This is a genomic window from Novipirellula caenicola (genome assembly GCF_039545035.1).
GTDB classification, from domain to species: Bacteria; Planctomycetota; Planctomycetia; order Pirellulales; family Pirellulaceae; genus Novipirellula; species Novipirellula caenicola.
Window position 1 is genome coordinate 178,647 of record NZ_BAABRO010000003.1, and the last position, 25,335, is coordinate 203,981.

The following is a 25,335-nucleotide window of genomic DNA, read 5'->3' on the forward strand; positions in this document are numbered from 1 at the left end:
AACGATGTCGTCCGCTACCGCTGATCATCATTCTCATTCGCCCTCGTTAGAGGAGATGCGTGAGGAGCGTCGTCTCGAACGCGAGAAGCTTCGCACCAGCAAATTTGATCTGGTCAGCTCGCTGTTCACCGCGTTGATCCTCTTTATTGGCACCTTTGTGCTGATGCTGTTCATCGTCTGGTTGACCAGCCGGATGTCGTTTCCGCCGCAAGCAATCAAGCCGATCATCGAAAATCCCGCGGGACGTGGCGAGAATGCCGAAGGTTTCGAACGTGATTTCGAACCGCCGGGAGCCGAAGAAGTCGAAGAATTGATGGAGCCAACGCTGCAGGACACCATCGAAGCGGTGACCGATGCGGTCAGTAACGTCGCGGCGACGCTGGATACGATGAATACCAACGCGACCGCGTCGACCACCGGCACGGGCAAGGGGGACAGCCGGCCGCCGGGACCCGAGGGCGAAGGGGAAGACATTGTGCCGCGTTTTGAGCGTTGGCAGCTCAATTTCACTGCGAAAGCACTCGGCGATTACGCCGCCCAGCTTGATTTCTACGGGATCGAACTTGGCGCCATCGGTGGCTCGATCCAGGGGGTCGATGTGGCCAATAATTTGGCTGGCAGCCCAAAATCGCGACGAATCGTTGATACCAAGAGCGAAAAACGGCTGTATTTCATGTGGACCTCGCCAAGTCCACTGATGCAATTTGATCGTCAATTGTTGCAAAAAGCAGGCGTCCAGCTCGCAAACCGGCAAATGATGAAGTTCATTCCGACCAACCTTGAAAACCAATTGGCCCATATCGAACTGGAATACGCGACCGCAAAGGGACATCCCTCGGTGACCGAAATCGCCAAAACCATTTTCGAAAGCACGGCCGACGGAAATTCGTACAAGTTCGAAGTCGTTGACCAACGCTACCGAAAACCGCGTAAGTAGCGGAAGCGATAAGGGGATCTGATGTTTGCAAATGCCGCAGGGTCTGTTGGGATAGGGCAAACGGGGACGGGACAAGTGGGGGCGGGGAACGCGCCCGCCGCGTCACGGCGTCGAGCGTCGGCTCATTCCGAGATGCGGACGACGTGGTTTGATTCCGTCTCGTCATTTCTGATTGCCCTGTTGGTGCTGGTGGCAACCACCGTTGCCGTTTTGTTTCTGTTGTGGGTGTTCCGTAGCGAAGCGGAAACGAAGGTCGATCCCGTTCCGCCCGCGCGTTGGGTGACCGGAGGCAGCATGGCCGGTGCGATCTCGGATTTTGCGGTCCCCGTTGACGAAGAGGTCGCCGAGCTTGAAGAGTTGCCTGTCGAGCTATCGCTGGATCAAATCGCGGTGTCGGCGACGGAAGTAGCGGCATCGACAAGTTCGGCCAATGGTCAAAACGGCGAGACGGATCAGATGGGCGAGGGCGGTCGTTCTGCAGGACCGGATTCGGATTCGTCTCTGCTGGTGTCTCCGGCCGAGCGGTGGCAATTGGTGTTTGCCGCAAACGATATTGCGGATTATGCACTCAAGCTGGACCACTTTGCGATCGAACTGGGAGTCGTCGGGGGTGGGCGACCGGGGGTCGATTACGCGTACGAACTGTCTCGAGCCGAGGGGCCTAGGCAACGCCATTTGGCGGCAAGCTCGGCTGAGAAACGGATCTATTTTCGCTACACCGATTCGAGCCCGCTGAAGCATTGGAACCGCCAATTGGTCCGCCAAGCAGGGATCGAGCTGACGTCAGAGCGAGTGGAAATGATGTTCATTCCCGAGGATTTGGAGCGTCAGTTGTTGGCAATCGAGTTGGCCTATGCCAAGAGCCAAGGCCACGAAACGCTGCAGAGCGTGCGACGAACCGTGTTTTCGCTCGATCGATCTGCTGGCGATTTGGTGTGGCAGGTCACATCTCAGCGATACCGCGCGTCCGAGTGAGGCAGTTGCCAGTGGGGGCCACGTGTACCATCACATTGCGTAACTACGCTCGCCAGCGCGTGGATGCCCACATTGCGTAACTACGCTCCCAGCGCGTGGATCCCTCCATTACGTAGCTACGCTCGCCAGAGCGTGGATTTCTACAAAAAGCACTTCGAACGTCGCGGACGCCCTTTTGACCGGGAAGCAACGTGGGTTTGCGGGCCGCTGAGGGCGGGGAAATTGCGTTTTGCGCGGCTATGCGGAATGGTTGTCACTTTTTCATTCCGTTTTGCTCGTTGCAATCGCGCCAAAAATCGGTGGATTCGTTAGGATAAAGCTGGAATTGCCGTTCGGTTTGAGTGAACCTCTATGGGGACGGCTGCTTTAACCCTTTTCTTTTGATCCACCGAAGGACGAGATCCTCGATGCTTTTCGCTGAAATATCAATCTTCGATATCATCTCGCAAGCGACATACGCTGCACTTGCGGGAGCCGCTTTGTGGGGACTTTACTGTGCGACCGTGGTTTGGGCACGCGTGAATCAGAAGCGGTTCAAGAGCGAGGACGAGCAGGACGTCTTCATGGATGACGTCGAACAAATGCTGAATGGTGGCGATTTCGATGGGATTGCCGAGTATTGCGAAGGCGACAATCGTGCGATTCCGCAGATTATCGAAATGGCAATGCATCACCGCGATCTCGGCTACAAACGGGCTCGCCAATTCGTCTTGGACCGGTTCCAGCGTGATGTGATGAGCGATCTTGAATACCGGCTTTCATGGGTCAGCACGGTGATCAAGTCGGCTCCGATGATCGGGTTGTTCGGAACGGTTTTCGGGATGATGGGAGCGTTCAAGACGTTGGCCACCTCTGAATCGGTCGAGCCATCGTTGTTGGCCGGTGACATCAACGTCGCACTGCGAACCACCGCCTGTGGTTTGGCGATCGCGATTCCGTTGATGATTCTCGTGGCGAACGTGAATATTAAGATTGCCAAAATGGAAGACCTTGTCGGTTCCGGGTTGGCTCGGTTTATGACTCAGTACAAAGAAGCTCTTCTCAAATGGCCTGGTGGCGGGCCCGCGGCCCCTGCGTCGGCGGCGGCCGAGCCTGTCGAAACGGTCATGCAGTCGCCGCAGCGTTAGCGTCCGTTTTGGTGATAAATAGAACAAATCGAGTGTTGGATGCGGTCGTCATTGCCCATGACGATTGGGGACGACGAGGTGTCGCAATCGCCTTTGCCGGGTGCGGTCGCTGCGGACGCAAGGTTCCTTTTGCAAATGGTGTTCACATTGAGGGTCGATCATGAGTGCAGATGCAGTACACGAAGATCTTCTTGAAGAAGAGGATGATCTTGCGATGCCACGCAAGAAGCGTGACGACGAAGAGATGGATATCACCCCGATGATCGACATCACCTTCTTGTTGCTGATCTTCTTTGTGGTCGCTTCGAAGATGGACCCCACCAAGATTGGCACGATTCCGTCGGCGGATCACGGTTTGGCGGTATCAGCGGACGATTCGGCAATCATCTTTGTCGATCCAGGTGCCGGCGATGAAGTGATCTTGAAAAAGCGTGATGGCAGTGAGTTCAGCCGAGATGAAGCGACTCAGTCCACCGAGATCATCGAATACATCACCTCGGAACTCGAAAAGTCGATCGGTAAAAACAAGAATCAAGTGATGTTGCTCGGCGACGCGAATGTCAAAGTTGGCAAGGTGACTCGGATTCAGCAAATCATCGGCGATGCGTTTGAAGACATCGAATCGACCTACATCGCGGTCAAAGAGGAATAGTTTGATGTCGTCATCCATCAGCCCAACGTTGCCCGCGAAAAAGGGATTGCATGCGTCGCTGTTTCGTCGCGGCGACGATTTAGACATGACCCCCATGGTCGATGTCACCTTTTTGCTTTTGATTTTCTTTATGGTTACGGCCTCGTTTGGATTGCAGCGTGCCATTGAGATGCAACGGACCCCCAGCGAGCAGCCAAGTCCCGTGGTGATGACGCCCGTCGACGCGATTTCCAGCATCCAGTTACAAATTCATGAACAGGGTGATTTTGCCGTCACCACCACCGATTGGTCGTTGGACGTGGTGGGGAAACAGCAGTTGGTCACCACGCTTCGTCGCGCCGTCGGCGATTCATCCGCTGATTTTCAGCTCGATGTCCAAGTTCACCAGGACGCGAATTTGCAATCGCTTGTCAGCGGATTGGATGCGGCCAGTATCGCGGGGGTGACGAATCTGACAGTCCAACAAGTGGAAGAGTTTTAGAGTCGCCATGGCAATTCCAGTTACATGTTCACAGTGCCATGCAGAGCACAGCGTTCACGACCGCTTTGCCGGAGGGAAAGTGCGTTGTCCCGATTGCGATGCGCAGGTGGATGTACCTGAGTTGGTTCAAACGCAAGAACCCGCGGACATTCCGGATGTGGTCGCCGAGGTGCAGTGGGACGATGAGGGTTTGGGCGATAGTGATCTCGGCAGTGATAATCCGCATGATGCTGAACCTTCCTCATTAAGTAAAACATCATCGTCAAGTCCAGCGGCGGCAGCAGTGCCCGTGGTTTCTGTGGGGGCGGCCGTGGCGACAGCGCCGCGTGTTGCCACGCAACCCGCCGTCGCTGAGGAGGAAGACGACGACGTGCCCAAGCGTCAACCTCGCCAGGATGACGAACTGGACATGACGCCGATGGTCGACGTGACCTTTTTGTTGTTGATCTTTTTTATGGTCACGGCATCGTTCAGTCTGCAGAAATCGATCGAGATGCCTCGCCAGCAAACCGACGCACCCAGCAGTAACCCGGATCCTGAAGAGACCGAAGAACTCGATTCGGTGGAAGTCCAGATCGATGATCGCGGTTCGTTCTTGGTAATGGCTGCCGACTGGGAACGGGAAACGCCGGGCAAGCAGAACTTGATTACGGCGCTGAAGGAAGCGGTGCCGGGCGGCAGCGATGCGATGAAATTGGTCATCAAAGTTCACGAGATGGCAAAACTGCAAGCACTCGTCGACGCCATGGATGCGGGGACGATTGCTGGATATACCGAACTACAAGTCACCCAAGTCGAAGAGTTTGACTAGGTCCGACAGGCGATTTCGCCGGGGGTGAACTGCGGGTTGAGGGGCATCGTAGGAAACACGGCGGTGCGAAGGCTGTTTCGCTTCGCATCCCCCGCCCATTGATTGAGTCTTATCACAGAATAGAAATAGTCGTTAAACATGCTTGCAAATGAATTGATCGATCGGCTCGAACGTGGTGGATTGCTCGACCAGGAAATCATCGAGGCGCTCCGCGAACAATTAGAGCAGGGAACGCGGGTCACTCCTGAGGCGGTGGCCAAGCTGTTGGTCGATAATGGGCAACTGACTCGCTTTCAAGCCACAAAGTTGATTGGGGAACTTCGCTCGGCTGAATATGCGCAGCCCGGAGACGAAGTCGCCGATGTGGCAATCATGGATGATCTCGCCATCTTGCCCGAAGAAGAGGGCGAAGAGGTATTCGAGGTCGCTGCAGAGGACGATGGATCGGGCGGGGTGGTTGCCGAAGCCGTGCCGGTGGAAGCCGTCGCTGTGGAAGCGGTTCCCGTCGCCGAGAACGGACAGAGCAACGGGGCGGCGGCTTCGCGTCCCCGACGCACGCGTCCGAAACCTCCGCCGCAGAAGTCGGTTTGGGACTCGTTCAAAATCTACGGATTTGCCGGCATCATCGTGCTGTTGCTGCTGTCCGGCTACGGCTTGTTCTACATGCTGACTCGGCAAAGCGCCGACGAGTTTATCGCCAATGCCAATAAACTCTATGATCAGCAACAATTTACGCCGGCGCAGGAATCGTACATCAGCTTTCTCGATTCCTTTGGCGAGAATCATCAGTACTCGTCTATCGCTCGCGTACGGATCGTGATGTCCAAGTTTTATCGGGCAAAGGAGATGACCGATCCGACCGAAGCGTTGGAACTGCTGAAGAAAGAACTGCCCTCGATCGAAAACGAACAGGGACTCAACGAGGAACGCACCAATTTGGCGGCATTGTTGGTGGACGTCGCTTACGAAATCGGTCGCGTCGCCAACAAAGAAAAAGAGACCGCCGAAAAAGAAAAATTGCTTGGCAAGTTGGACGAGCAGTTGGCGCTGACGGAAAATCCAAACTACATGAGTTCCGCCATGAAGACGACGCTGGGCGGAAAGTTGCAAGAAATTGCAGAGATGCGTCAACGCGTTCGTCGCGACATCAATCGCAATGTGCGGTTGGACGAATCGGTCGTGGCTATGGATGCGTTTCTAAAGGACAAGAAGACCAAAGAAGCTTATGACGTTCGTATGCAATTGCTGCGAGAGTTTCCAGAGCTGTATGAAAACGAGCGTTTGACCGCGTTGATCACCACCGCCAGCGACATCCAAAAAACATTGGTCAAACCTGCCAGCGAAGTGCCTAAGGTAGCGGATGCGAAAGAGGACAACGCCAATGATCGTTCGATCGTGTTGACGGCGATGGAAGGACGCAAGGCGGTCGATCTGATTGGCGAGATTTTGTATCTGCGTGCGGGCGGATCGATGTTGGCCTTTGCCGGAGACACCGGCGGATTGTTGTGGCGAAAATTCGTTGGCTATGGTCAGGACCATTTGCCCGTGCGGTTGGATGATGGTTCCGGAGTCCTGTTGAGCGAATCAGCCAAATTAGAAGTACAACGATGCGACGGAAAAGATGGCATTATCCGTTGGCGTAGTGTGATCGACGAGTTCTTTAGCGAGCCAGTCACCGTAGCCGACGAGGTTTATGTGTCGACGGAATCAGGTCGACTTGCGTCGCTGGATGTCGACTCGGGCGAGGCGAATTGGGTTGCACAAATCCCTCAGCCTTTGGAAGTTGGCCCGGGGATCGACAAACGAGCCAAGGTGGCGTACGTGCCTGGAAACCATAGCAACCTGTACGTGCTCAATTCACGTGATGGTTCCTGTTACGAGACGTTTTACGTCGGCCACGCCGAAGGCACCGTCGCCGTGCCGCCGATTGCGTTGTTGGGACACCTGTTCGTGCTCGAGAATGCCGGAACCGATTACACCCGCGTGCACATTTTAAAGGTGAATGACCAAGGCCGAGAATTAAAGGTCGCCCAACCGTCAATCCGTTTGGATGGAAACGTCAAAGTCAAACCCATCATTCAAGATCGAAAACTCATTGTCTTGACCGACCTTGGCCAAGTTTCGGTGCTCGAAGTTGAACCGACGGCCAAACGCGAACAAGTCAGCGAAGTGGCGCGACAAGTCGCTTCGTATGATGTGCCGACCTCGACGCAGATGGCCGTGGGACGCTCGCAAATGTGGATCACTGGGACCCGAATCGGTCGCTACGAGTTGCAAATCAATACCGGACGCGTGGTCCAGGACTGGTTCAAACACGAAGCGGATCGTTTCATTGGCCAACCCTTCACCAGCGAAAACACCTTGGTCCACGCTCGTATCCTGCGTGGGACCTCGGCGATTCGAGTGACTGCTGCGGATGCGAAAACGGGCGACGAAATTTGGCGAACCGATGTCGGCGTGCCAATCGCGATGATCGTCCCGATCGCGGGCGGCGGCGGGTTTCATGCCGTCACCACTCAAGGCGCCTTGTTTGAACTCGATCGCGATGCCTTGGCGAGTGGTTCGACCGCCAATCCGGTTGAGAATCCCGGCGGATCAGGGATCGCAATGCGTTTCGAAAACCCGATCAAAATTGATGAGACGCGGCGTGTGATGCTCAATCAAGCCACGTCCGAAGACGTGATTGTTTACGATCCCAATCGCCGCCAAGAGAAATTGCGAAAATTGCAATTGGCATTGTCCGGTAAAGCCAGCGGGGGTGCGTTGTTTGCCGGAGGTGGTTTGTTCGTTCCCACCGCGTCGGGCCGCGCTGTTTTGATGAATTGGCAAACCGGCCAAATGTTGGGTAGCCCGTTCCAGCCCGCGAGTGCACCGGAGGGTTCGGTGACGTGGACCAACCCGGTTGCGATGCCCAATGATCCCGATCAAGTCGTGATCGCCGACAGTCGCAAACAGCTCTATCGATTGCGCGCCGGAGAGCAGATTCGTGAACTCGCCAAAAAGCCTTTGGAAGCACCGTTTTTAGGTTCCACCGCAGCCGTCGGAAGCAACTTGGTTGCCACGGTCGCTGGCCCTGCGGCCGATTTTGTCGTTGGTCATGACCTGACCAGCTTGGACGAGACATTCAAAGTCCTGCTCGACGGCCGCGTCAATTGGGGCCCCGTCACTGCGGCGGAATCAAGTGAGTATTGTTTGCTGCGGACGGACGACTCCGTGCTGCGGGCCTTTGACGCGGAAGGCAAACAGAAATTCGAGTTGCCCGTCCCCGAGGGCGAGATTGTCGGCGCCTCGGTGCTAAGCGGTAACGTGTTGCTGGTCGCGGGCAAAGATGGATGGATGGTGACGGTCGATTCGGTCTCCGGTGAATTGCTTGGCCAAAGTGATTTAGGACAGCCCATTTTTGCGTCGCCACTAAGTGTCGGTAAGAACTTGTTGGTGCCGGGGGCTGAAGGGGTTGTTTATATCACCGATGTTCCATCGAAATCGTAAAGGGAATCTGATGAACATCAAAATACAAAGCCTTCTCTACGTCGGCGTCTGGTTGTTGTGCACCGTCGGGGCAGGCTCGGCATCGGCGCAGATCGTCAATTACGCCGACTCGGGAGTCCCTGATCGCGTTGGCTTGGAACTGCTGCAAGAAGAACCGCACGACATCATCTATCTCACCGAGGAATCGGGAGGCGGTTGGGTCAAGGCTCGCTTGTTGGATTTCCCAGGGCGGAAAATTCCGAGTGACCCCAAGGGCGTGCTGCAGTTCGAGGTGATCGGGATCGAATTGAAAAAATTCGTGACCGATTGGAAGAATATCGAGAAGATCGATCTCTGGGAAACTCGGTTGGAACGTGAGACCGCCGAGATGATTGCCAAAGAAGATTTCAAGGGAGCTTACCCCTTCCTGTCGGTCTTGATTCGCGACTATCCCAATCGGCCTGGACTGCGGAAATTACGCAGCGAGTTTTTGTGGAAGGACGCGATCAAACGCGCCAAGTCGGGCGAATTCGAAGCCACGTTGGCGATGCTGGAAGAACTGTGGCGGTACGCGCCCGAGTTTCAGCCCACGACGGTCTTAGGTGCCCTCAGCGGTGTCACCGACAAATTGATGATGAAGCTAGTCAAGGAAGGCAGGCTCGAACATGCTCAGCAGATGCTCGCGCGTTTGGAAAAGGATTACGGCGAGGGTCGCTTGGCATCGATTTCAAAATGGAACAAGCTTTTTCTTCAATTGGCTCAGAAGAAACAACGAGAAGCGATCGCTGCACTCGAGGCCAAGGACTATCGCGCCGCTCGGGCGTTGTCGCGTGAAAGCGTTGCCGTGCGACCGGACATCGAGGGCGGCAAAGAGCTGATCCGTAAAATCGACACGATCTATCCTCTGGTGCGAGTCGGCGTTTTGCAAACCGCCACGGTGCTGGATCCAACACGTATTGATAATTGGGCGTCACGTCGCGCCGGACGCTTGGTCTATCGCACGCTATTCGAGATGAAAGGCGCCGGTCCCGAAGGGGGCGAGTACGATTTTGTCTTTGGCGAAACCGAAACGACTCCGTACCGAACCCAATTCGATCTGGTGTTGGAAACGGAAAAATTGAAGCCGCCGTTGAGTGAAATTCAAGGTTTCACCATTGCGGACAAAATTGCTGAACGCGCGACTCGCAATACACCCGAGTATTTTTCGCCTTGGGCTGCGGCGGTCGAAGCGATCGGGATGGACGGCCCCAAGCGAGTCGAATGCACGCTGCGTCGACCGCATGTGTTGCCTTCGTGTTTGTTGCAGATCCCCATTGATGGAAGCTGGTTTGGAGGCAAAAAAGGAGCTCCCACCGGTGCTTACCAACGTGATGCTGAAAGCGACGATACGGTGCGGTATATCCTGGCGGCCGAACCGGAGACACCCGAACAGCTTCGCGAGGTGGTCGAGATAAGACAAGCTTCGGCTAGCGACGGCGTCAGCATGTTGCTGCAGGGCGAGTTGGATGTGCTAGACCAACTGTTCCCTGCCGATGCGGTTCGGCTTAGTAAAAGTCGTGACATTCGTGTCAAGAATTATCCGCTGCCGACGGTGCATATGTTGGTCCCGTGTTCGGATCACGCTTATTTGGCCGAGCGAACGTTTCGACGCGCGTTGGTGTATGGCATCAACCGCGCCGACATTCTTAACGGCGAATTGCTCGAAGGACTCGAGGTGCCGGGATGCCAAGTCGTATCGGGTCCGTTCCCGGCTGGGATCGAGATGGATGACCCGTTGGGCTATGCCTATGACAAAAGCATTGCACCGCGTCGCTATGAACCTCGGTTGGCAAAGCTGTTAATGACGCTCAACGCCAATCAGATGAAAGCGATGGCCGACCGCAAAAAAGAGACGGTGCCCGAGATGAAACCGATCCGGTTAGCATTTCCAGCGGACAATTTGTCGCGCGTGGCATGTGAAGCCATCATGAGCCAGTGGCAATTGCTGGATTTGAAAATTGAGTTGGTCGAGCTCCCCGTGGGGCGAACGTACCCGGACCCAGGAACCGCCGATATTGTGTATGTCTCCGCCGCGATCTGGGAACCGATCATCGACGCGCGTCGCTTGCTCGGTCCCGAAGGGTTGGCCGGAAGCAGCGACCAATTGGTTGGTTTAGGACTGCGGCGAATCGAAGAGGCCCGGGATTGGAGGATGGTGCGTGATGGATTGCTCGATTTGCATGCGATCGCCCACCATGAATTGCCGGTGTTGCCGTTGTGGCAAATGGTCGATTCGTATGCCTATCGGCGTGAATTGACCGGCGTCGGAAACGATATCGTCTCGCTCTACCAGAATGCGGATAAATGGCAATTGAATCACTGAGTCGCGGCGTCCATCAGCCTAGGAGTCGTCGTGTTTTTGGATTTCTCGATATGACTGTTTTCGGTCAGAACCTTGTTTATTTCGTTGCTGCCACGCTGTTTCTGATGATCCAGCTTGGTTGCTCGGAAGATTCCTCCGGTACGGCTGCGCAGCCTGCGGTGTCGTTGACCGGAGCCGAGGGGGTCGCGGCAGATGCTCCTGCGTCGCCATCCGGTGATCCAGCGGTTTCAAGTTCGGCGGCGTCCAAGCCGGCGGAGGCCGACGAAGAGGCAGAGGTCGAGCCATGGGATTTTTCGCCATACAAGGTGCTGGTTTGGATCGTTTCGGATAACCCGCGAGTCAACGCGGAATCGGTTCGCCAGCCGCTGCAAGAGTTTCTCGATCGTGATTTCGCCGCGGTTTGGCGGTTGGACTTTGCCGATGCTCCGGCTGCGGTGGCCAACGCGGCCAACCGAAATTTGGGAGAGATGAACTACGAGTCGATCACCGCATCGGATCCCGTCGTCGCAGTCAAACGCGATCACGAGGATGCCGTGCGGCTAAGGACCGCTGCAAACGTCGGAGAAATTATCCGGGATGTGCACGGCACCCAGGGCATGATCGACGAAGTCCGACGACGAGCCGCGGAGGCTGGCGATGTGTCGATGGACGGGGTGAGCGATCGTCTGCTTCCCGTCGACGGTGATGCGATTGCAGTTAGCAAGCTGTGGGAGAATCCGACGACCGAGGCCATTTTGGTTTCACGCGGAATGGCGCTGCTGCTCGATAAACCCGAGGCCAAGATTATTCCGTTGCCGCTCAGCGGTTTGGTGATCGAAGCGATTGATTCGTATGACAAGATTTTTGTAGTCCGTATCGACGAAGAGGTCGCTCCGGCCGCTGTCCATGTCGTCGAGATCGACACACTGATGCGACACTTTGGTCCGGTCGCCAGCCAGCGATTTGTGCAACCCTCGGAAATGGCGGGGACGATCGGGCGGACCATGATCGAAGCCTTCGCACCGGTAGTTCGAATCGAAGATGCGGGGAAAAAAAATGCCAAAGGGCTGCTTCGTGCCGGCGGTTTGATTCTTGACGACAAGTCGCCTGCGATGGTGCATGTCGGTGATGTACTCGAACCGATGGTCCGTAAAAACGATCGCAACGGCAATCCGATCCAAATTGGACCGATTGAATGGGCCTATCTGCAGGTCACCGAAAAAGAGAATGTGCGATTAGAGATGGACTTTTACGCTGGGCGTCCGGTGGGGTTGCAAGGCCGTAACAACAAACGGACGTTTCGTATGGCGCTGCGAAGTCGACCATTTGGTGAATCAACGATGCTGCGTTTGCATGCTCAGAAGGATCCCGATTTTCCTCTGATCGGCTACGAGATTTACAACAAAGATCTTGAAACAGGTGACATGTCGTTTGTCGGTCGAACCGATTGGAATGGGCGATTGGATGTCGCAGCGGCGGATTCGCCGCTGCACCTGTTGTATGTGAAAAATGGTGGCGCGGTTCTAGCCCGACTGCCGATGGTGCCTGGACTGAATCCGCATGCGGTCGCCGATCTGAGCGGTGATGACATGCGGTTACAAGCCGAAGCTTACATCCGAGGGGTGCAAAACGCGATCATCGACCTCGTTGCGATTCGCGAATTGTTGGCGGCACGCGTTCGGTTGCGGCTTCGCAAAGGTGAAATGGATGAAGCCCGAGAATTGCTGCACGCCCTGCGTGAACAGCCGACTCACGAGCGTATCGCGGACGATATGGACAAAAAGCTCACTGCATTCTTGAACCAACCAGGCGCGAAGAATCCGAACCAGCGAGCGAAGATCGACCAAATGTTCTCGCAGACGCAGGATTTGTTGTCCCGACAAATCAATCCGGAAAAGATTCGGGCGCTTGAAGAGGACATGATCACCGCTCAGAAAAACGGAGGTCGTTTGCCCGCCGAGGAGAGTGACGAAGAGAGCAAACCGCAAGCGGTCGATACCACCAAAGTGGTCGAAGAAGCCCCCGAGGCCAAGTAGCCTCTGCGTCAAAGTAAACTCAGAGTCAAAGTAGACGCGGCCGCTTTCGTGTGGAGCCACTCTCGGCTTGGGGCATGCTATTTTGCGCTGGCTTGTTGTGTAGCCACGCTATCTGGCCATATCGAGAAGCCGCATCGTGTGGCCAAATCGTGTGGCCATTTTATATAGCCATCCCGACGTCATTGACCACGCAGGTCGCGGGCATGCTGAATTACGATTCGTCTTTGCCACGCCATGAAGGGCGTTTTTTGCGAGCGTTGGGATGATGTTTGACAATCAAATGGGGGGCGTCACGTCCCGATAACTTCTTGCCTTCGGGGCGATTGCTGCGACGGACCCGTTTTGCTCGCAAGCGATTTTCTTTGTCGTAATACTCGTCGTCTAACTCGTACTCGACCCACATGTACTCGTACGGAAGCACTTCGCGATCGTAGGGACCGCGTGGCGGCGCCCCTTCGATGGTGCCATCAAAGACGGATCGATGAAAGAAGACATCATCGCGAAAATCTTCGGCATCGATAAAACCAAATTCGCCATCGGGGCTGACGAAACGAATCGTGCCGAGTCGCCGTTTTTGGATCCGATAGGGACGTTTAATTTCCTCGTCGTCGTGTCGCCCCATACGATTGCAATCTCTCGGTTCGGTAGTGGTGGAAGGTAATGGCACCGATTGGTACGTAAAGACTTGAAGGACTCGGGGCAACCGAGACGATCAAGGCGACCATGTTACGGAAAATCGTCGCATTTGGAAGTCCATGACACAAACAACCGCTTCGATACGACACTTAGTTTAGTTCCGCTTTGCCCGCCATGTCGGGAATTCCGATCCAACGAGCCACTGAGCGCGACGTGGCTCGGCGAATCAATCGTGGCCACATTTCATCGGCGTTCTCGAACACGACATCGGCAGTGGCCGGAACGATGTGCCAAAGTCCTGCCTCGAGCTCGGCGTTGAGCCGTTCCGTTTCCCAACCAAGGTGGCCAATAATCAACCGATAGGGACCTGGTTGTTTGTTTACTAGACCTTCGAGATGCTGCTTCTGAGCGGCGACGTAGATGCCGTGTCCCGTTTCGGCTTCGGCATACTCGCTCAACTGATGGATTGCCACGACGGGGCCTGACAGCGGGCCTCCGAAGTGAACCATGCCCACGGGCGAATAAGGTGTCGCTGGCCCCTGCGACGCAGGAGGTTGGCCCTGCACGGTTTGGCCTTGCACACTGCCTGGCAAGCGGCTTTTAGACTCTTCGTCCTGTTTTCCCGGCGCAGCAGTACCCGTTTCAGGCGTTGAAGAACCCATCGGTTCGCCGAGCATCGCCATCAATGCCTGTGGATTGGGGTGCATTGGCCGGTTAAGCATCACGCCGATCACGCTCTCCTGATCATCATGCACCAACAAACAAACCCCTCTGCTGAGAATGGGGTCTGTCGCAAGTGAGGAAGCAACTAGAAGATTTCCAGTTAATGATTCCATCGTAAATATCCCGAAGGTAGTTTGTGATGTCTGTCATATTGGCAGTTTGCATGTAGCAACAGTTAGATGAGGCAAGCGGCGCGCCAAAGCCGGTTTGCGATGCAAAAAGCCAGGGTTTGATGGCACATTGATGGCGAGAATGCTATCAATAGTGCCGGTTTTTAGTCTGTTTTGGACACCGAAATGGTGATGAGGAATGTCGAATGTCGATAGAGAAAATGCGACGAACTTACACGCTCAGTGGACTCGATGAGAAAGACGTCGATCCCAATCCGCTGGTTCAGTTCGATCTTTGGTTTAAACAAGCCAGTGAATCGCCGTTGCCGGAGTGGTTTGAGGTCAACGCGATGACGCTATCGACTGCGGACCCCCACGGAGCGGTGACCTCAAGAGTGGTGTTGTTGAAACAGGTCAAAGAAGGTGAGTTCTATTTTTTCACTAACTACGATTCGATCAAGGGAAAACAGTTGGCCGCCAATCCTCAAGCGGCAATCTGTTTCTTCTGGCCGCACTTGGAACGGCAAATTCGCATCGAGGGAAGTGTCCGCAAGGCATCACGTGAGGACGCCGTTGCGTATTTTCATAGCCGTCCACGCGAGAGCCAATTAGGGGCGCTGGTCAGCCGTCAATCGAGCGAAGTGAGTTCGCGTGAAGTCTTGGAAACTCGCATGCAAGAATTAAGCACCGAGCACGAAGGAGCCGAGGTTCCATGTCCCGAAAATTGGGGCGGCTATGCCTTGAAACCGACCACCATCGAATTTTGGCAAGGGCGTCCAAGCCGGCTGCACGATCGCATCGCCTATAAGCAATGCGATGACGCGTCCTGGCGGGTTGTCCGTTTGTCTCCCTAAAACCTTGCAAGCCGGTGTGCCGCAGCATCAGCGTTCTGAAGTTGCGTTATTGGCTGTCGCGGAGCGACATATTTCGATAGCCTCGGACTTTAGTCCGAGGATTTTTGCCAGTATCAATCGAGTCCCAACGGGACGTTTTGTGACTTGATCGTTCGCCACAGCCCGTCGCTCCGCGCCGGTTGATGAATCACGTGCCACTCACGGTGATGGGGCAGCCGAGACCGAGAGGTGCTCGATCCGGTACACGCCGGAGCGTTGCAGGTCGATACTGAGGAACTCAATTTTCTCACTCAGCGAAAAACTTGGTAGCTGAAGCAAGTCGATTGTTTGCACCGCGCCGGAATCGTCGGCTGCTGGCAAGAAATGCTTGGTTTCGCCTGTGAACAACGGCGATCGAAAGGAGAGCATCAAGGCCGCGGTTTCCGCATCTTGCGTTGGTTGCGGCGGATGGATCGTCATCTGCAATTGGGACCGTTCGTCGCTTTTCCATTCGGGATATCGCAGCACGATTTTTGCTCGGCCATCGCTCTGCACAATCCATTTGCCCGTCGCTTGTTGTTCGGACTCGACGGCATCGACGATGCTTAACAGAGGCGTCTCGCTTTCGATCTCAGCTGAGTTCGTAGGACGTGCTTCCGCGATTAACCGTGCCGGCAAGGAATAGAGCCGATTGGCTTCTTCGCTTGTCTGGATCAAATCAATGAACTCGGGGCTAACGCTTTTGTAAAGACTGCGAGAAACGGTGGGGCTGGGGAAAGTAAGGTCCGTGGAGTACAGAAATTGATAGCGGGTTGGTTGGTCGCTCAAAACATCGACCATGTAGGACAACTGCGGTTCATATCCCCAAGGGAACCGAAGTGCAGGGAACTCACGAGCCAGCGTGTCGCCTTGGATGTCGACGATCCGAAGCATACTTTCCGACGATTTATCCAGCGGCGTGAAGATTGTCTGTCGTAGTTCTTGCATCGCCGCGAACTCAAGTTGGTGTTCGCGGATTTCGCCGCCTCGCGTGGTTTCGAAGAAGGGCATGCCTCTGCTTCCCAATCCGCTTGCAACACCATGGGACGTCCAAGCAAACAGGAGGCACAGCAAGCCGAGCTTGACGTAGAGAAGACGCCATTGGTTGGGGACGCGTTGCCATCCTCCATCAAACGCGATGGCAATGGCAATGCATGTCCACGTGTAGGGCATGAACAGGTATTTGGGCGGAATCACGTGTCCGATGCCTGGGACGGGCCTTCCTAAACAGACCATCAAAACGACCCCACTCATGATCATCAACACGGCGACAAGTTGAAATCGTACCGAACGGCACGGAAGTGAGGGCAAGGCCATCAGGACCATGGCAGCAAACACCACAGCGCTGGCTATCATCGCGAATTCCAGCAATCCAAAATCGACCAAGTGATGCGGGATCGCCAGGGGGACCGAAATCAGCGAGGTGGTGACGGTGTAAAACCACTGCAGAGTCAATCCCATCAGCCCTCGCTGAGGGCCGGCCGCCGACAAAAAACGAGGGCCGTCTGGATGATGGTACGCGTGATAGTAGAACGCAATCGCCATGACCATGGGGACACCGATTGCCAAGTAATGTCGCCAATGTTGCCCGAGTTGGCGTAGGGGATTCGAGGCCGAGTTCGCCACGATATCACACGTCAAAAAAACAACCGCGGCGCAGGCGACCCAAAACCCGCTGATATTGATGAAGCACGCATAGCCCACCAGCAGCGAGGTCAGTACGTAGTAACGCCATGCATGGGTAGCGCGAAAACGCAGGGTCGCCCATCCAACCAGCAGTGCCGCCGTCATCAAGGATTCATGCATCAACAGAATGTATTCGCCTGAGGTGAGCTCGCCCCACAACGTCCATCCCACTAAAAAACACGCGAATATGAGTGTCCCCAGACGTGAAATGCCTGCTTGGCGAAGGTAGAGACATCCTGACCATACCAAAGAGATCAATGTGCCGACGGCAAGCAGGTTGTATGCGACGGCATGGGTGCCGAAGGTCCAATGGAAACCGCGAATCAGAATGCGGCCCAGCGGATACACATGATCATTCATCGTCGCATAGATGACTTCAGGAAATCCGAGCGTGCGGTTGTCGATCAGTAAATTAAAGTCGTCGGATTCAAAGTAGCCCCAAACGATCGCGGGCCAGTCAAACGCGAGGACCATCACCGAGCACACGAGTCCCCAACCAACGGCTTCGTGAACATACGACCGGCGATCATCCGGCATGCGAGAGGATCGGGTCAGTTGCGTTACCAATCGCCAGAGTGCTCGATCCAGTTTGTCGCCAACGAACCAAGAGGCGATTGCAACGAAAGCCGCAAGAAGAGAAAGCCCTGTAAAAAAGCGAGGCAACAACGGAATGATCAGCTCCGCCGATCCGCCCGACTGACGTTTCAGCACGGATTCGTACAGCGAAGCGGGAAGGATCGCCAGCAATGCAAACAATAGCAACGCAAATACAGAACACCATCTCACCAGCGGCCACGACACGAGCGGACATGACGTTGTCGAAGACGACGCTGGAAGATCCGGCACTGGAGGACGTGGCACTGAGGGCGTCGGTTCGGAAGATTCAGTCATGTGATTTGTAAAATCAGGGGAGAGAAGGAATCACGCGGCCTCTTCATTGCCCTGGTCAAGGGTGCATCGATCTTCCGATTTAAACACGGTCCGAGTCGGGCATCGTCGGATCCGCATGAACTTCCACTGCTCCCGTTGGATACCGCGTGCTTTCGGCACGGACATCATCGGACATCAGTACTCGTTGAAAGAAAAGCATCAACAGCGTACACAGATAACGGCGTCCCATTTCACGCATTCGAAGGTTGCTTGAACCCCACGTGCGGCCTTCCCATTTGATCGGAACCTGCTTGATTTTATAGCCGCTGATCAATGCGCTAAGCGACATTTCAAGCGTGATATTGAAATGACATGCACGATACGGTCCGCACTGTTCGATGACTTCGTTGCGGTAGGCTTTAAACGCATTGGTCAAATCATTCATGTCGGTCCAGAACATCCACTGAATCGCTTTGTTGACGATTCGATTGACGACAAGTTTGACTTTGGGGTATTGCTTGACCGAAGCGCCTCGGATGAATCGTGATCCAAAAACACAGTCATAGCCTTGTTGGATTGTGTCGTAGTAACAGAGCACGTCATCGGGGTGATCCGATCGGTCGGCCATGTAGATGACCACCACGGATCCGCGAACAAACTCGAGTCCGGATCGAATGGCGCGGCCAAATCCGCCCGGCGACTGGCGTCGTATCAGTCGGACGTTGGGCCAGCGTGTGACGCGTTCGAGCACCTCGGCCTCGGTCTCATCCTGGCTGTTGTCATTCACGACAATCAACTCGGTGTCGATGTGATGCTGATCCACCAAAAACGACATCAATTCATCAATGCAGGGGCCGATGTTGTGCTGTTCGTTGTATGCGGGGATGACAATCGAAAGCTGAGGGCGGTCTGTCATGGAGCGGCTGCGGGTTGTGAAGATCGAAAAAACGTTGACCTAACTCAATTGATTTTTGCGTTTTCGCCCATGGGTTTGACGTCAAATCGTGGTTCCGCTACCTACCAAACCAAGACGGATCTAGCACAGCATAATCGAATCTTCCGCCCACTTGATCGCGAGGCATGCCAAAAGTCAGCGACAGCAGCATTTCGCCGGTGAAAATCGAGTTCAAGAGTGCTCCAGCCATGCGGGGTGCTGGCGAGCGTGTTCTGCGATTTCAGATAAAATTTGATCCGTCGATCGAGCCGGCTGCCATTGCCATGCATTGCGAGCAAGACGCGAATCGAGCACGATCCATGGCAAATCGAATGGCCGTTCCTCGTCCGACGGCGTGACGATATGGTTGCCGAATTGCTCGTTACACCACTGCGTTAATTGACGCAGCGAGCGTGCCGATTCGATGCCTCCGCTAACGTTTGCAATCACGGGTTTGGTCGAATCCATCGCTGCGGTGATCTGCTTGTCAATCAGCTGTGCGACGTCCCAGGGATGCAAACAATCACGAACTTGGCGTCCAGAGCCGCCAAAGCCAATGTAGCGAAGCGGACGACGACGTTGGTGCGAATGGACCCAATACGCATAGATACCTTGGTCAGCTCGTCCAAATTGCCCCGCACCCGCAAGCACACCGCAGCGATTGATTCGCAGCGGGAATTGGAATGCTTCGGCGTATTCCCATGCCATCGTTTCGGACGCCAACTTGGTCGCCCCGTAGATCGATACCGGTGGCGTGGTGGAAAATGATTCATCGATGCCATCCTCCGAAACGCCGCCGGGAAGTTGCGACTCGGGTGCCAGCGCGAAGGCATCTCCCTGGGCGGTCAGCGGCAATGAGGCAAGGGCATCGATGGAATAGACGCGGCTGGTGCTAAGCAGAATCAAACCACTTTGGTGTTGCCGGCAATACTCCAGCAAATTCAACGTTCCAATCAAATTGTGTTCGGTCAATTGTCGCGATGAGCCATGTCCCGAAGTACCGGCGAGAACGCTGGGTTGGGCAGCACAATCGATCACCCAATCGGCTGAGGGAATCGCATCGAGATCACTTCGAGATCGCAGGTCAGCGTGGATGAAGTGGACACCCATCGAGTGCAGTTTTTGACGGTTCGATTCGCTGCCAGAACGCGTCAAATTGTCAATTCCGATCAGCTGCAAACCGGAGCGACTTTCCAGCAAACTTTCGGCAATCCATCGCCCAACAAAACCACAGACGCCAGTGATGAGAACTTTCAAGGGATTCGACTTGCACGGTGAATGAGTGTATGTCCAGTAGCGACCCATCGTAACATCCCGTTGCGGAAGATGCGACAGTTTTGTGCGACTCGAATTCGCTTTGGATGGGGGGATGGTCCACGTGCCTGGTAACCAATCACCACGAGCCCCGAAACCAATCACCACGGGGCGGCCTGATCCAACATTGGGCGGCAGCCTGATTCAACCTCGCGCCGGGCGGTCGGATTACAGCATATCGATCGGGTCGATGTCGACGACGTATTGGACGTCGTCTTTCTCGGGAATCGTAAACGAGTCCGTGGCGCGGCGAATCGTCTCGCCTAACTCCGCACTGTCGGTCGATTGCAGCAGCAGGTGGAATCGATACTTGCCCCGCAGTTTGGGAATGGGGGGCGGGGCAGGGCCCAAGATCCGAACTTCCGATCCAAGTGCCTGGCGGGCGGCTTCGAGTCGTCCCAATAACGAATCGGCAACCGCTTCGGTGACATCTTCGACGACGCCTCGGATGATGATGCGAGCCACCGAACCGAGTGGCGGGTAATTGAATTTGCGTCGATTGACCATCTCGTCGGTCGCAAATTGGTGATAGTCGTGTCGTGATGCCGCTTGGATCGCCGGATGCTCGGGCGAAAAGGTTTGCACAATCACACGGCCGCCACGATCCCCGCGGCCGGTTCGGCCCGCGACTTGGGTGACCAATTGAAACGTTCGCTCGGCCGCTCGGAAATCGGGAAAGTGCAATGCACTATCGGCATTGATCACGCCCACCAACAACACATTGGGAAAATCGAGCCCTTTGGCAATCATTTGAGTGCCCAGCAAAATGTTGACCTCTCCGCTGCGGAATGCGGACAACACACGTTGATGGCTGCCGGGGCGTTTCATGGTGTCGCTATCCATGCGAGCAATGCAGGCATTCGGAAAGCGAGCTTTGACCTCGACTTCCAAACGCTGGGTTCCTAGCCCGCCGTATCGAATGCCATCGAACCGGCACGCGGGACACCACGGCGGTGTGGCGATCGTGTAATCGCAATAGTGACAACATGCTTTTCCACCATCACGGTGATGCGTCAGCGGCATGTCGCAATCAGGGCATGCGACGACATGACCACACGAAGGACACTGAATCGTGGTGGCAAACCCGCGGCGATTCAGCAGCAAGATCACTTGCCCCTTTTCGTTCAGCGTTTCTTGGACGGCTAAATGCAGCGGACGACTGATCGCACCTCGAGTCCGGTCGTCGCGAATTCGCAGATCCACCAACTCCACACTCGGCATGGGACGTTGGTTGATTCGCTCGTTCATCGGAATCAATTCGGCATGCCCTGTGGCGGTGGCGTGCCACGTTTCCATCGATGGCGTCGCGCTGCCCAAGATCAGCGGGATGCCAAGCGACATCGCTCGCGCGTGCGCTACTTTGCGAGCGTGATAGCGGGGTTGTTCATTTTGTTTGAACGACGCATCGTGCTCTTCGTCCATCACGATCAGCCCTAATCGTGGCATCGGTGCAAACACGGCACTTCGCGGGCCGACGACGACTTGGACTTCACCACGACGTATCCGCTGCCACTGGAAATGCCGTTCCGACGGAGTCATTTGGCTGTGCAGCACCGCCACGGATTCAAATCGACGTTCGAATCGGCCACGCGTTTGAGGCGTCAAACTAATCTCAGGCACCATCACGATCGCGCCGCGTCCCGCTCGCACAATTTGTTCGATCGCCTTGATGTACACTTCGGTCTTGCCGCTGCCGGTCACTCCGTGTAGCAGCAACGTTTTACCCGTCCCTGATTCAATCGCAGCACTGATTCGCTCGAGTGCCGCAGTTTGCTCTTCGCTGGGAACATGGGTTTGCTGGCTCTCACCGTCATTTTTTTGCCAACGCATCGGCGTCGTCGCCGTCATTTCACGCTGCATCGAAACGTCGATATAGCCTTTGGACTGCAACGCGCTGACGGGGCCTCGCGTGCACTTGGCATGCACCATCAATTCAGAGGCCGTCATCGGTCGGCCGGCGGCAATCAAAAACCGAAATGCAGCCTGCTGTTTTTTAGGCAGCAACTCGATTGATTTTTCATCGCTACGGTCTGGGTTGGGCGTCAGATAAGCTCGCTCGCGAGTTCCTGCATTCGAACGCACACTCGAGGGAATCAAGGTGTCAAAGACTTGTCCCGTCGGTGCTTGGTAATAATGACTGATCCATAAAACCAATCGCACCAAGGCCGGGTCACACAGCGGTTCGTCGTCGAGCACCTCGACAATCTCACGCAAGGAACCTCGTTTTCCTTGATAGCCAATCCGCGTCTCGATGCACCATCCCATCATCGGATGGCGACGTTTACCGAGCGGAACGCGAACTCGCATGCCGGGTTTCAAGTGCTCGCGTTCAGCCTCGGGAATTTGATAGTCGTAGGGGCCATAGGGGGCTTCGCTAAACACGATGCGGCCGACCGCGATATCGTCTTCGACGGTCAATTCCCATGGCGGAGGTTCGGTTTCAAATAGTTCGGCTTGTTGAGCCTTGGCCGCCCCCGACTCCTTTGCCGACGTTGGATCCGACTCGTCTGCAAACATCGATGCGTCGATCGCGAGATCCGCTGACAAATCGAATGCCTCGGATTTGCCCGTTGCCCGCGATTGCCGTGTTTGTGGCTCAGACGTTTGTGCCGCACCGCTGCCGCCGGTGGTTGGGGGCTGTGGGGGAAGATCGCGACGCGATTGCACCGGTGGACTGGATTCGCTGCCATCGCCGCGAACGTCATTTGCGTTCGGATTGGCCTCGGCACGGGGCTGCGTTGGCCGACGAGGATCAGACTTGGACATGGTCGGGGGGCCGACGGTTGGCGGAACAGGATCGGATGGTATGGAGGTTAGCATAGTGTATGTTGGATAAAAGGAAGATAAGGGAGGAGAACGCCAAGTTCCGTGCTCGCCCGTATGAATCGCCTCCCTCATGCGACCCCCTCATCCCCTTTATTTTCGTGATTTGCTGGACAAGTCTGGTCAAGCGAGCCGCCGCCATTTTCGCTTTGCCAAGAAAATCTCGCTCATTGGCATTTCCGATAAAGCTTCGAAACCTGAGAAAGAATCGAATTTGATGAGAATTGGACTTTTCGGCGGATCGTTTGACCCCGTCCACGTGGGGCATTTGTGGATTGCCGAGGCAGCTCGCGAAACCCTTGCACTGGATCAAGTTCGCTGGATTCCCACTGCAACGTCGCCGTTAAAGCCGGCCGGAGCGGTCGCGTCAAACAAGGATCGGCTGGAGATGTTAAAGCAGGCTCTCGTCGATAACCCGTACTATGAATTGGACGACCGCGAGATCCGTCGAGGAGCGGTCAGCTATACCGTAGACACGGTCGCAGAATTGGTCCAAGAAATGCCCGACTCTCAGTTTTTTATGATCATCGGCAGCGACTCTTTGGCCTCATTCCCGCTTTGGCGTCAACCGCAGCGGTTGCTTGGGTTGATCACGCCGGCGGTGGTCCAGCGGGGCGGCGAAGAGGCGATTGATTTTTCAGTGCTCGAAGGTTTGGTCGAGCGCGACCGAATCGCTGAGATTGCGTCCCACGTGATCGCGATGCCGGTCATCGAACTTTCCAGCAGCGAACTTCGCGAACGCGTGCAGCAGGGGCGAAGCATTCGGTACCGCACCCCACGTGCGGTCGAACGGGTGATTCGCCAGCGTGGCTTGTATCGCAGTCCCCCGATCGCTAATGCGACCGATTGACCGCGTCGGCAAGCTTGGTGGTTTCGCTAACCAGCGTGGTGACACGTTGTTGGATTTCTTCGTCGGCCAATCCATCGCCTTCAAAGGCGTCGCCCGTGGCGTAGATGAACCGCGGCACGATCAGGCAGCGAAAATCGAGCATCAAGCTGTTCGCCAATCCCATCGCTGACATGTAGCTTCCTTGGCCGCCGGCCGCCAACATCAAACTGACGACCTTGCCGGTCCATGCCCGCCCGGTCAGCTCTACCGCGTTCTTCAGCGCGGCATTGACGTCATAGTTGTACACCGGCGATGCAACCAGGACGGCTTCGGCTTGGTGGATCAAGTCCGCCAATTCTTTGACGTTCGCGTCCGCATACGCCGAGGCACCGTCGCATGCAGGAAGATTTTTGATCACAAGATCGAAAAGCGTGGCTTCGCGTCCGGTTTGCTGAAGTTGTTCGACCGCCGCGCGAGCAAGGATACGACTTCGGCTGGTGGGATGCAGGCTTGAGCTGATGACGAGAAACATGGTTTTGCGTTATCGTTGGCGACACGTTCGAAGAGGTGTAAAACCACGAATACTCGCAAACCCGCGGCGGTTTGTCGAGTCGCAAACCAAAATGAGGGCTGTTTCCGCCGCGAAATACGCTCAGGCAAATCGCGGCAACACGGCTCGCTGGCCGCCTATTGGGCGGGCCTCCCACGTCGCACGCGGCAACCGGCGTCCGCTAAGCGAATTCTTCGTAATCATCCAGAAACATTTCGCCATCCATCCCCAATCGATGCTTCAGCGTCTCGAACTGGCTTGTGAACCGTTCGCTGCTGCTGTGGACATGTTCGGCTTCGGTGATGAATTGCAAGTTGTCATCAGGATAGACATCGCCCCGGATCAACGTTTGCGAGAACGCATCAAGCGGGTCGCCATAGGCAATCAGCAACTTGTGTTCGTCAAGTTGAATTTCTTGACGTTTGCTTGGGTTGATCACAGCGATCCCGGTGCAACCGTCATTCAGTAGCAAGTCCTCGAACTCCCACAGCATGCTTTTTAGCACAGGTGCGTCGATGTGTTCACGATACAGGTCCTCGGGGTGAGGGTTGCCCTGGTGGCTGGTTTCCAGCACGACATCGACCACCGGGCCAAGTTGATCGACCAGTTCAAGGAACAGATCCATGATTCGGTGGCGGGTTGCCGATGCCAAGATCACGGGGGTGCTTAACCCCGTTTTCTCGTCGACATATTGGTCGTATCGAAAACCTTGCTTCGGCACGACTTGAAGATCATACGACGGGCGAACCGCGTCGGTCAGTTCGAACATCCCATAGGAACGAATCCCCATGTGCGTTTGCAGTTCGTCGTCGGTCAGCGTTTCAAAGCTTCCGTTGGAAGCCACTCGAACCGCATCGTCGCTGGTACCATTTCGAAGAATACGCTTTAGAAAACCCATTTCGGTTTCCGATCCCGTTCGCAACAAGAATAAATTAGGTGTGAAATAACGTTGGGTGCACCGACGTCGGTTTCGATTGACTCGGTACACCCAACGCTAGGTCACGTTCTTCGAGGGATCAGGCAAAGACGACCTAAGCGGAAAAGACGGCGAGTATTTGTGACTGAATATTCATCAACGTCGGCGGATCCGTTACAACCGGCACCTCGCAGACTGGCTTTCCAGTCCCCGCATGGGTGGAGTCGCGGTGGTTTACCTCGGC

Annotated in this window: 19 protein-coding genes; 11 read left to right on the plus strand and 8 right to left on the minus strand. The window is 55.4% G+C overall.

The features are described from left to right. The first annotated feature begins 55 nt into the window (after nucleotides 1–55). The 9 genes from ABEA92_RS08145 (at nucleotide 56) to ABEA92_RS08185 (ending at nucleotide 12,828) form a co-directional block, all read left to right on the plus strand. Complete coding sequence (locus ABEA92_RS08145; protein ID WP_425572412.1) at nucleotides 56–937, plus strand: hypothetical protein; 882 nt, start codon at nucleotides 56–58, stop codon at nucleotides 935–937. A gap of 21 nt (nucleotides 938–958) precedes the next feature. Continuing rightward, a complete protein-coding gene (locus ABEA92_RS08150) occupies nucleotides 959–1,912 on the plus strand; it encodes a hypothetical protein (protein WP_345683326.1) in 954 nt (317 codons plus the stop codon). 407 nt (nucleotides 1,913–2,319) lie between these two features. After that, nucleotides 2,320–3,039: a MotA/TolQ/ExbB proton channel family protein gene (locus ABEA92_RS08155; RefSeq protein ID WP_345683327.1), complete on the plus strand. Its 720-nt coding sequence runs from the start codon at nucleotides 2,320–2,322 to the stop codon at nucleotides 3,037–3,039. 160 nt (nucleotides 3,040–3,199) lie between these two features. After that, entirely contained in the window at nucleotides 3,200–3,691 is a 492-nt protein-coding gene (locus ABEA92_RS08160; protein WP_345683328.1) for an ExbD/TolR family protein, read from the plus strand. 4 nt (nucleotides 3,692–3,695) lie between these two features. Continuing rightward, nucleotides 3,696–4,172, plus strand: a complete 477-nt coding sequence (locus tag ABEA92_RS08165) for an ExbD/TolR family protein (RefSeq protein ID WP_345683329.1) — start codon at nucleotides 3,696–3,698, stop codon at nucleotides 4,170–4,172. 7 nt (nucleotides 4,173–4,179) lie between these two features. After that, the gene (locus ABEA92_RS08170) at nucleotides 4,180–4,983 is read left to right on the plus strand and encodes an ExbD/TolR family protein (RefSeq protein WP_345683330.1); all 804 of its coding nucleotides are present in this window, start codon (nucleotides 4,180–4,182) and stop codon (nucleotides 4,981–4,983) included. Nucleotides 4,984–5,121: 138 nt separating this feature from the next. After that, nucleotides 5,122–8,472 carry an outer membrane protein assembly factor BamB family protein gene (locus ABEA92_RS08175; RefSeq protein ID WP_345683331.1) on the plus strand — a complete coding sequence of 1,117 codons (3,351 nt, stop codon included), beginning with the start codon at nucleotides 5,122–5,124 and terminating at the stop codon, nucleotides 8,470–8,472. Between the two features lie 10 nt (nucleotides 8,473–8,482). After that, nucleotides 8,483–10,813 (plus strand): ABC transporter substrate-binding protein, encoded by a 2,331-nt coding sequence (locus tag ABEA92_RS08180; RefSeq protein WP_345683332.1) that lies wholly within the window; start codon nucleotides 8,483–8,485, stop codon nucleotides 10,811–10,813. Between the two features lie 50 nt (nucleotides 10,814–10,863). Next, complete coding sequence (locus tag ABEA92_RS08185; protein ID WP_345683333.1) at nucleotides 10,864–12,828, plus strand: hypothetical protein; 1,965 nt, start codon at nucleotides 10,864–10,866, stop codon at nucleotides 12,826–12,828. A 211-nt stretch (nucleotides 12,829–13,039) separates the two neighbouring features. On the opposite strand, the gene ABEA92_RS08190 is transcribed toward ABEA92_RS08185, so the two are convergent. Then, entirely contained in the window at nucleotides 13,040–13,450 is a 411-nt protein-coding gene (locus tag ABEA92_RS08190) for a cold shock domain-containing protein (protein WP_345683334.1), read from the minus strand. 163 nt (nucleotides 13,451–13,613) lie between these two features. Continuing rightward, nucleotides 13,614–14,300: a YqgE/AlgH family protein gene (locus tag ABEA92_RS08195; protein ID WP_345683335.1), complete on the minus strand. Its 687-nt coding sequence runs from the start codon at nucleotides 14,298–14,300 to the stop codon at nucleotides 13,614–13,616. Nucleotides 14,301–14,503: 203 nt separating this feature from the next. On the opposite strand from ABEA92_RS08195, the gene pdxH reads away from it, so the two are divergent. Next, the gene (pdxH, locus tag ABEA92_RS08200) at nucleotides 14,504–15,151 is read left to right on the plus strand and encodes a pyridoxamine 5'-phosphate oxidase (RefSeq protein WP_345683336.1); all 648 of its coding nucleotides are present in this window, start codon (nucleotides 14,504–14,506) and stop codon (nucleotides 15,149–15,151) included. Between the two features lie 198 nt (nucleotides 15,152–15,349). Here pdxH and ABEA92_RS08205 read toward each other — a convergent pair whose 3' ends face one another. The 4 genes from ABEA92_RS08205 to priA all read right to left on the minus strand — a co-directional run bounded on the left by ABEA92_RS08205 (nucleotide 15,350) and on the right by priA (nucleotide 22,490). Then, a complete protein-coding gene (locus ABEA92_RS08205; protein WP_345683337.1) occupies nucleotides 15,350–17,641 on the minus strand; it encodes a hypothetical protein in 2,292 nt (763 codons plus the stop codon). A 184-nt stretch (nucleotides 17,642–17,825) separates the two neighbouring features. Beyond that, the gene (locus ABEA92_RS08210; RefSeq protein WP_345683338.1) at nucleotides 17,826–18,641 is read right to left on the minus strand and encodes a glycosyltransferase family 2 protein; all 816 of its coding nucleotides are present in this window, start codon (nucleotides 18,639–18,641) and stop codon (nucleotides 17,826–17,828) included. A gap of 210 nt (nucleotides 18,642–18,851) precedes the next feature. Then, nucleotides 18,852–19,916 carry an NAD-dependent epimerase/dehydratase family protein gene (locus ABEA92_RS08215; RefSeq protein WP_345683339.1) on the minus strand — a complete coding sequence of 355 codons (1,065 nt, stop codon included), beginning with the start codon at nucleotides 19,914–19,916 and terminating at the stop codon, nucleotides 18,852–18,854. A 225-nt stretch (nucleotides 19,917–20,141) separates the two neighbouring features. Beyond that, nucleotides 20,142–22,490: a replication restart helicase PriA gene (gene priA, locus ABEA92_RS08220; protein ID WP_345683638.1), complete on the minus strand. Its 2,349-nt coding sequence runs from the start codon at nucleotides 22,488–22,490 to the stop codon at nucleotides 20,142–20,144. A gap of 523 nt (nucleotides 22,491–23,013) precedes the next feature. Between priA and nadD the strand changes: the two genes are divergently transcribed. After that, nucleotides 23,014–23,646, plus strand: coding sequence for a nicotinate (nicotinamide) nucleotide adenylyltransferase (nadD, locus tag ABEA92_RS08225; protein ID WP_345683340.1), 633 nt, complete (start codon nucleotides 23,014–23,016; stop codon nucleotides 23,644–23,646). Here nadD and ABEA92_RS08230 read toward each other — a convergent pair. Further along, on the minus strand, nucleotides 23,630–24,157 hold the full coding sequence (locus ABEA92_RS08230) for an NADPH-dependent FMN reductase (RefSeq protein WP_345683341.1): 528 nt from the start codon (nucleotides 24,155–24,157) through the stop codon (nucleotides 23,630–23,632). The genes nadD and ABEA92_RS08230 overlap by 17 nt on opposite strands. A 199-nt stretch (nucleotides 24,158–24,356) precedes the next feature. After that, nucleotides 24,357–25,073, minus strand: a complete 717-nt coding sequence (locus ABEA92_RS08235; protein WP_345683342.1) for a hypothetical protein — start codon at nucleotides 25,071–25,073, stop codon at nucleotides 24,357–24,359. Between the last annotated feature and the right edge of the window lie 262 nt (nucleotides 25,074–25,335).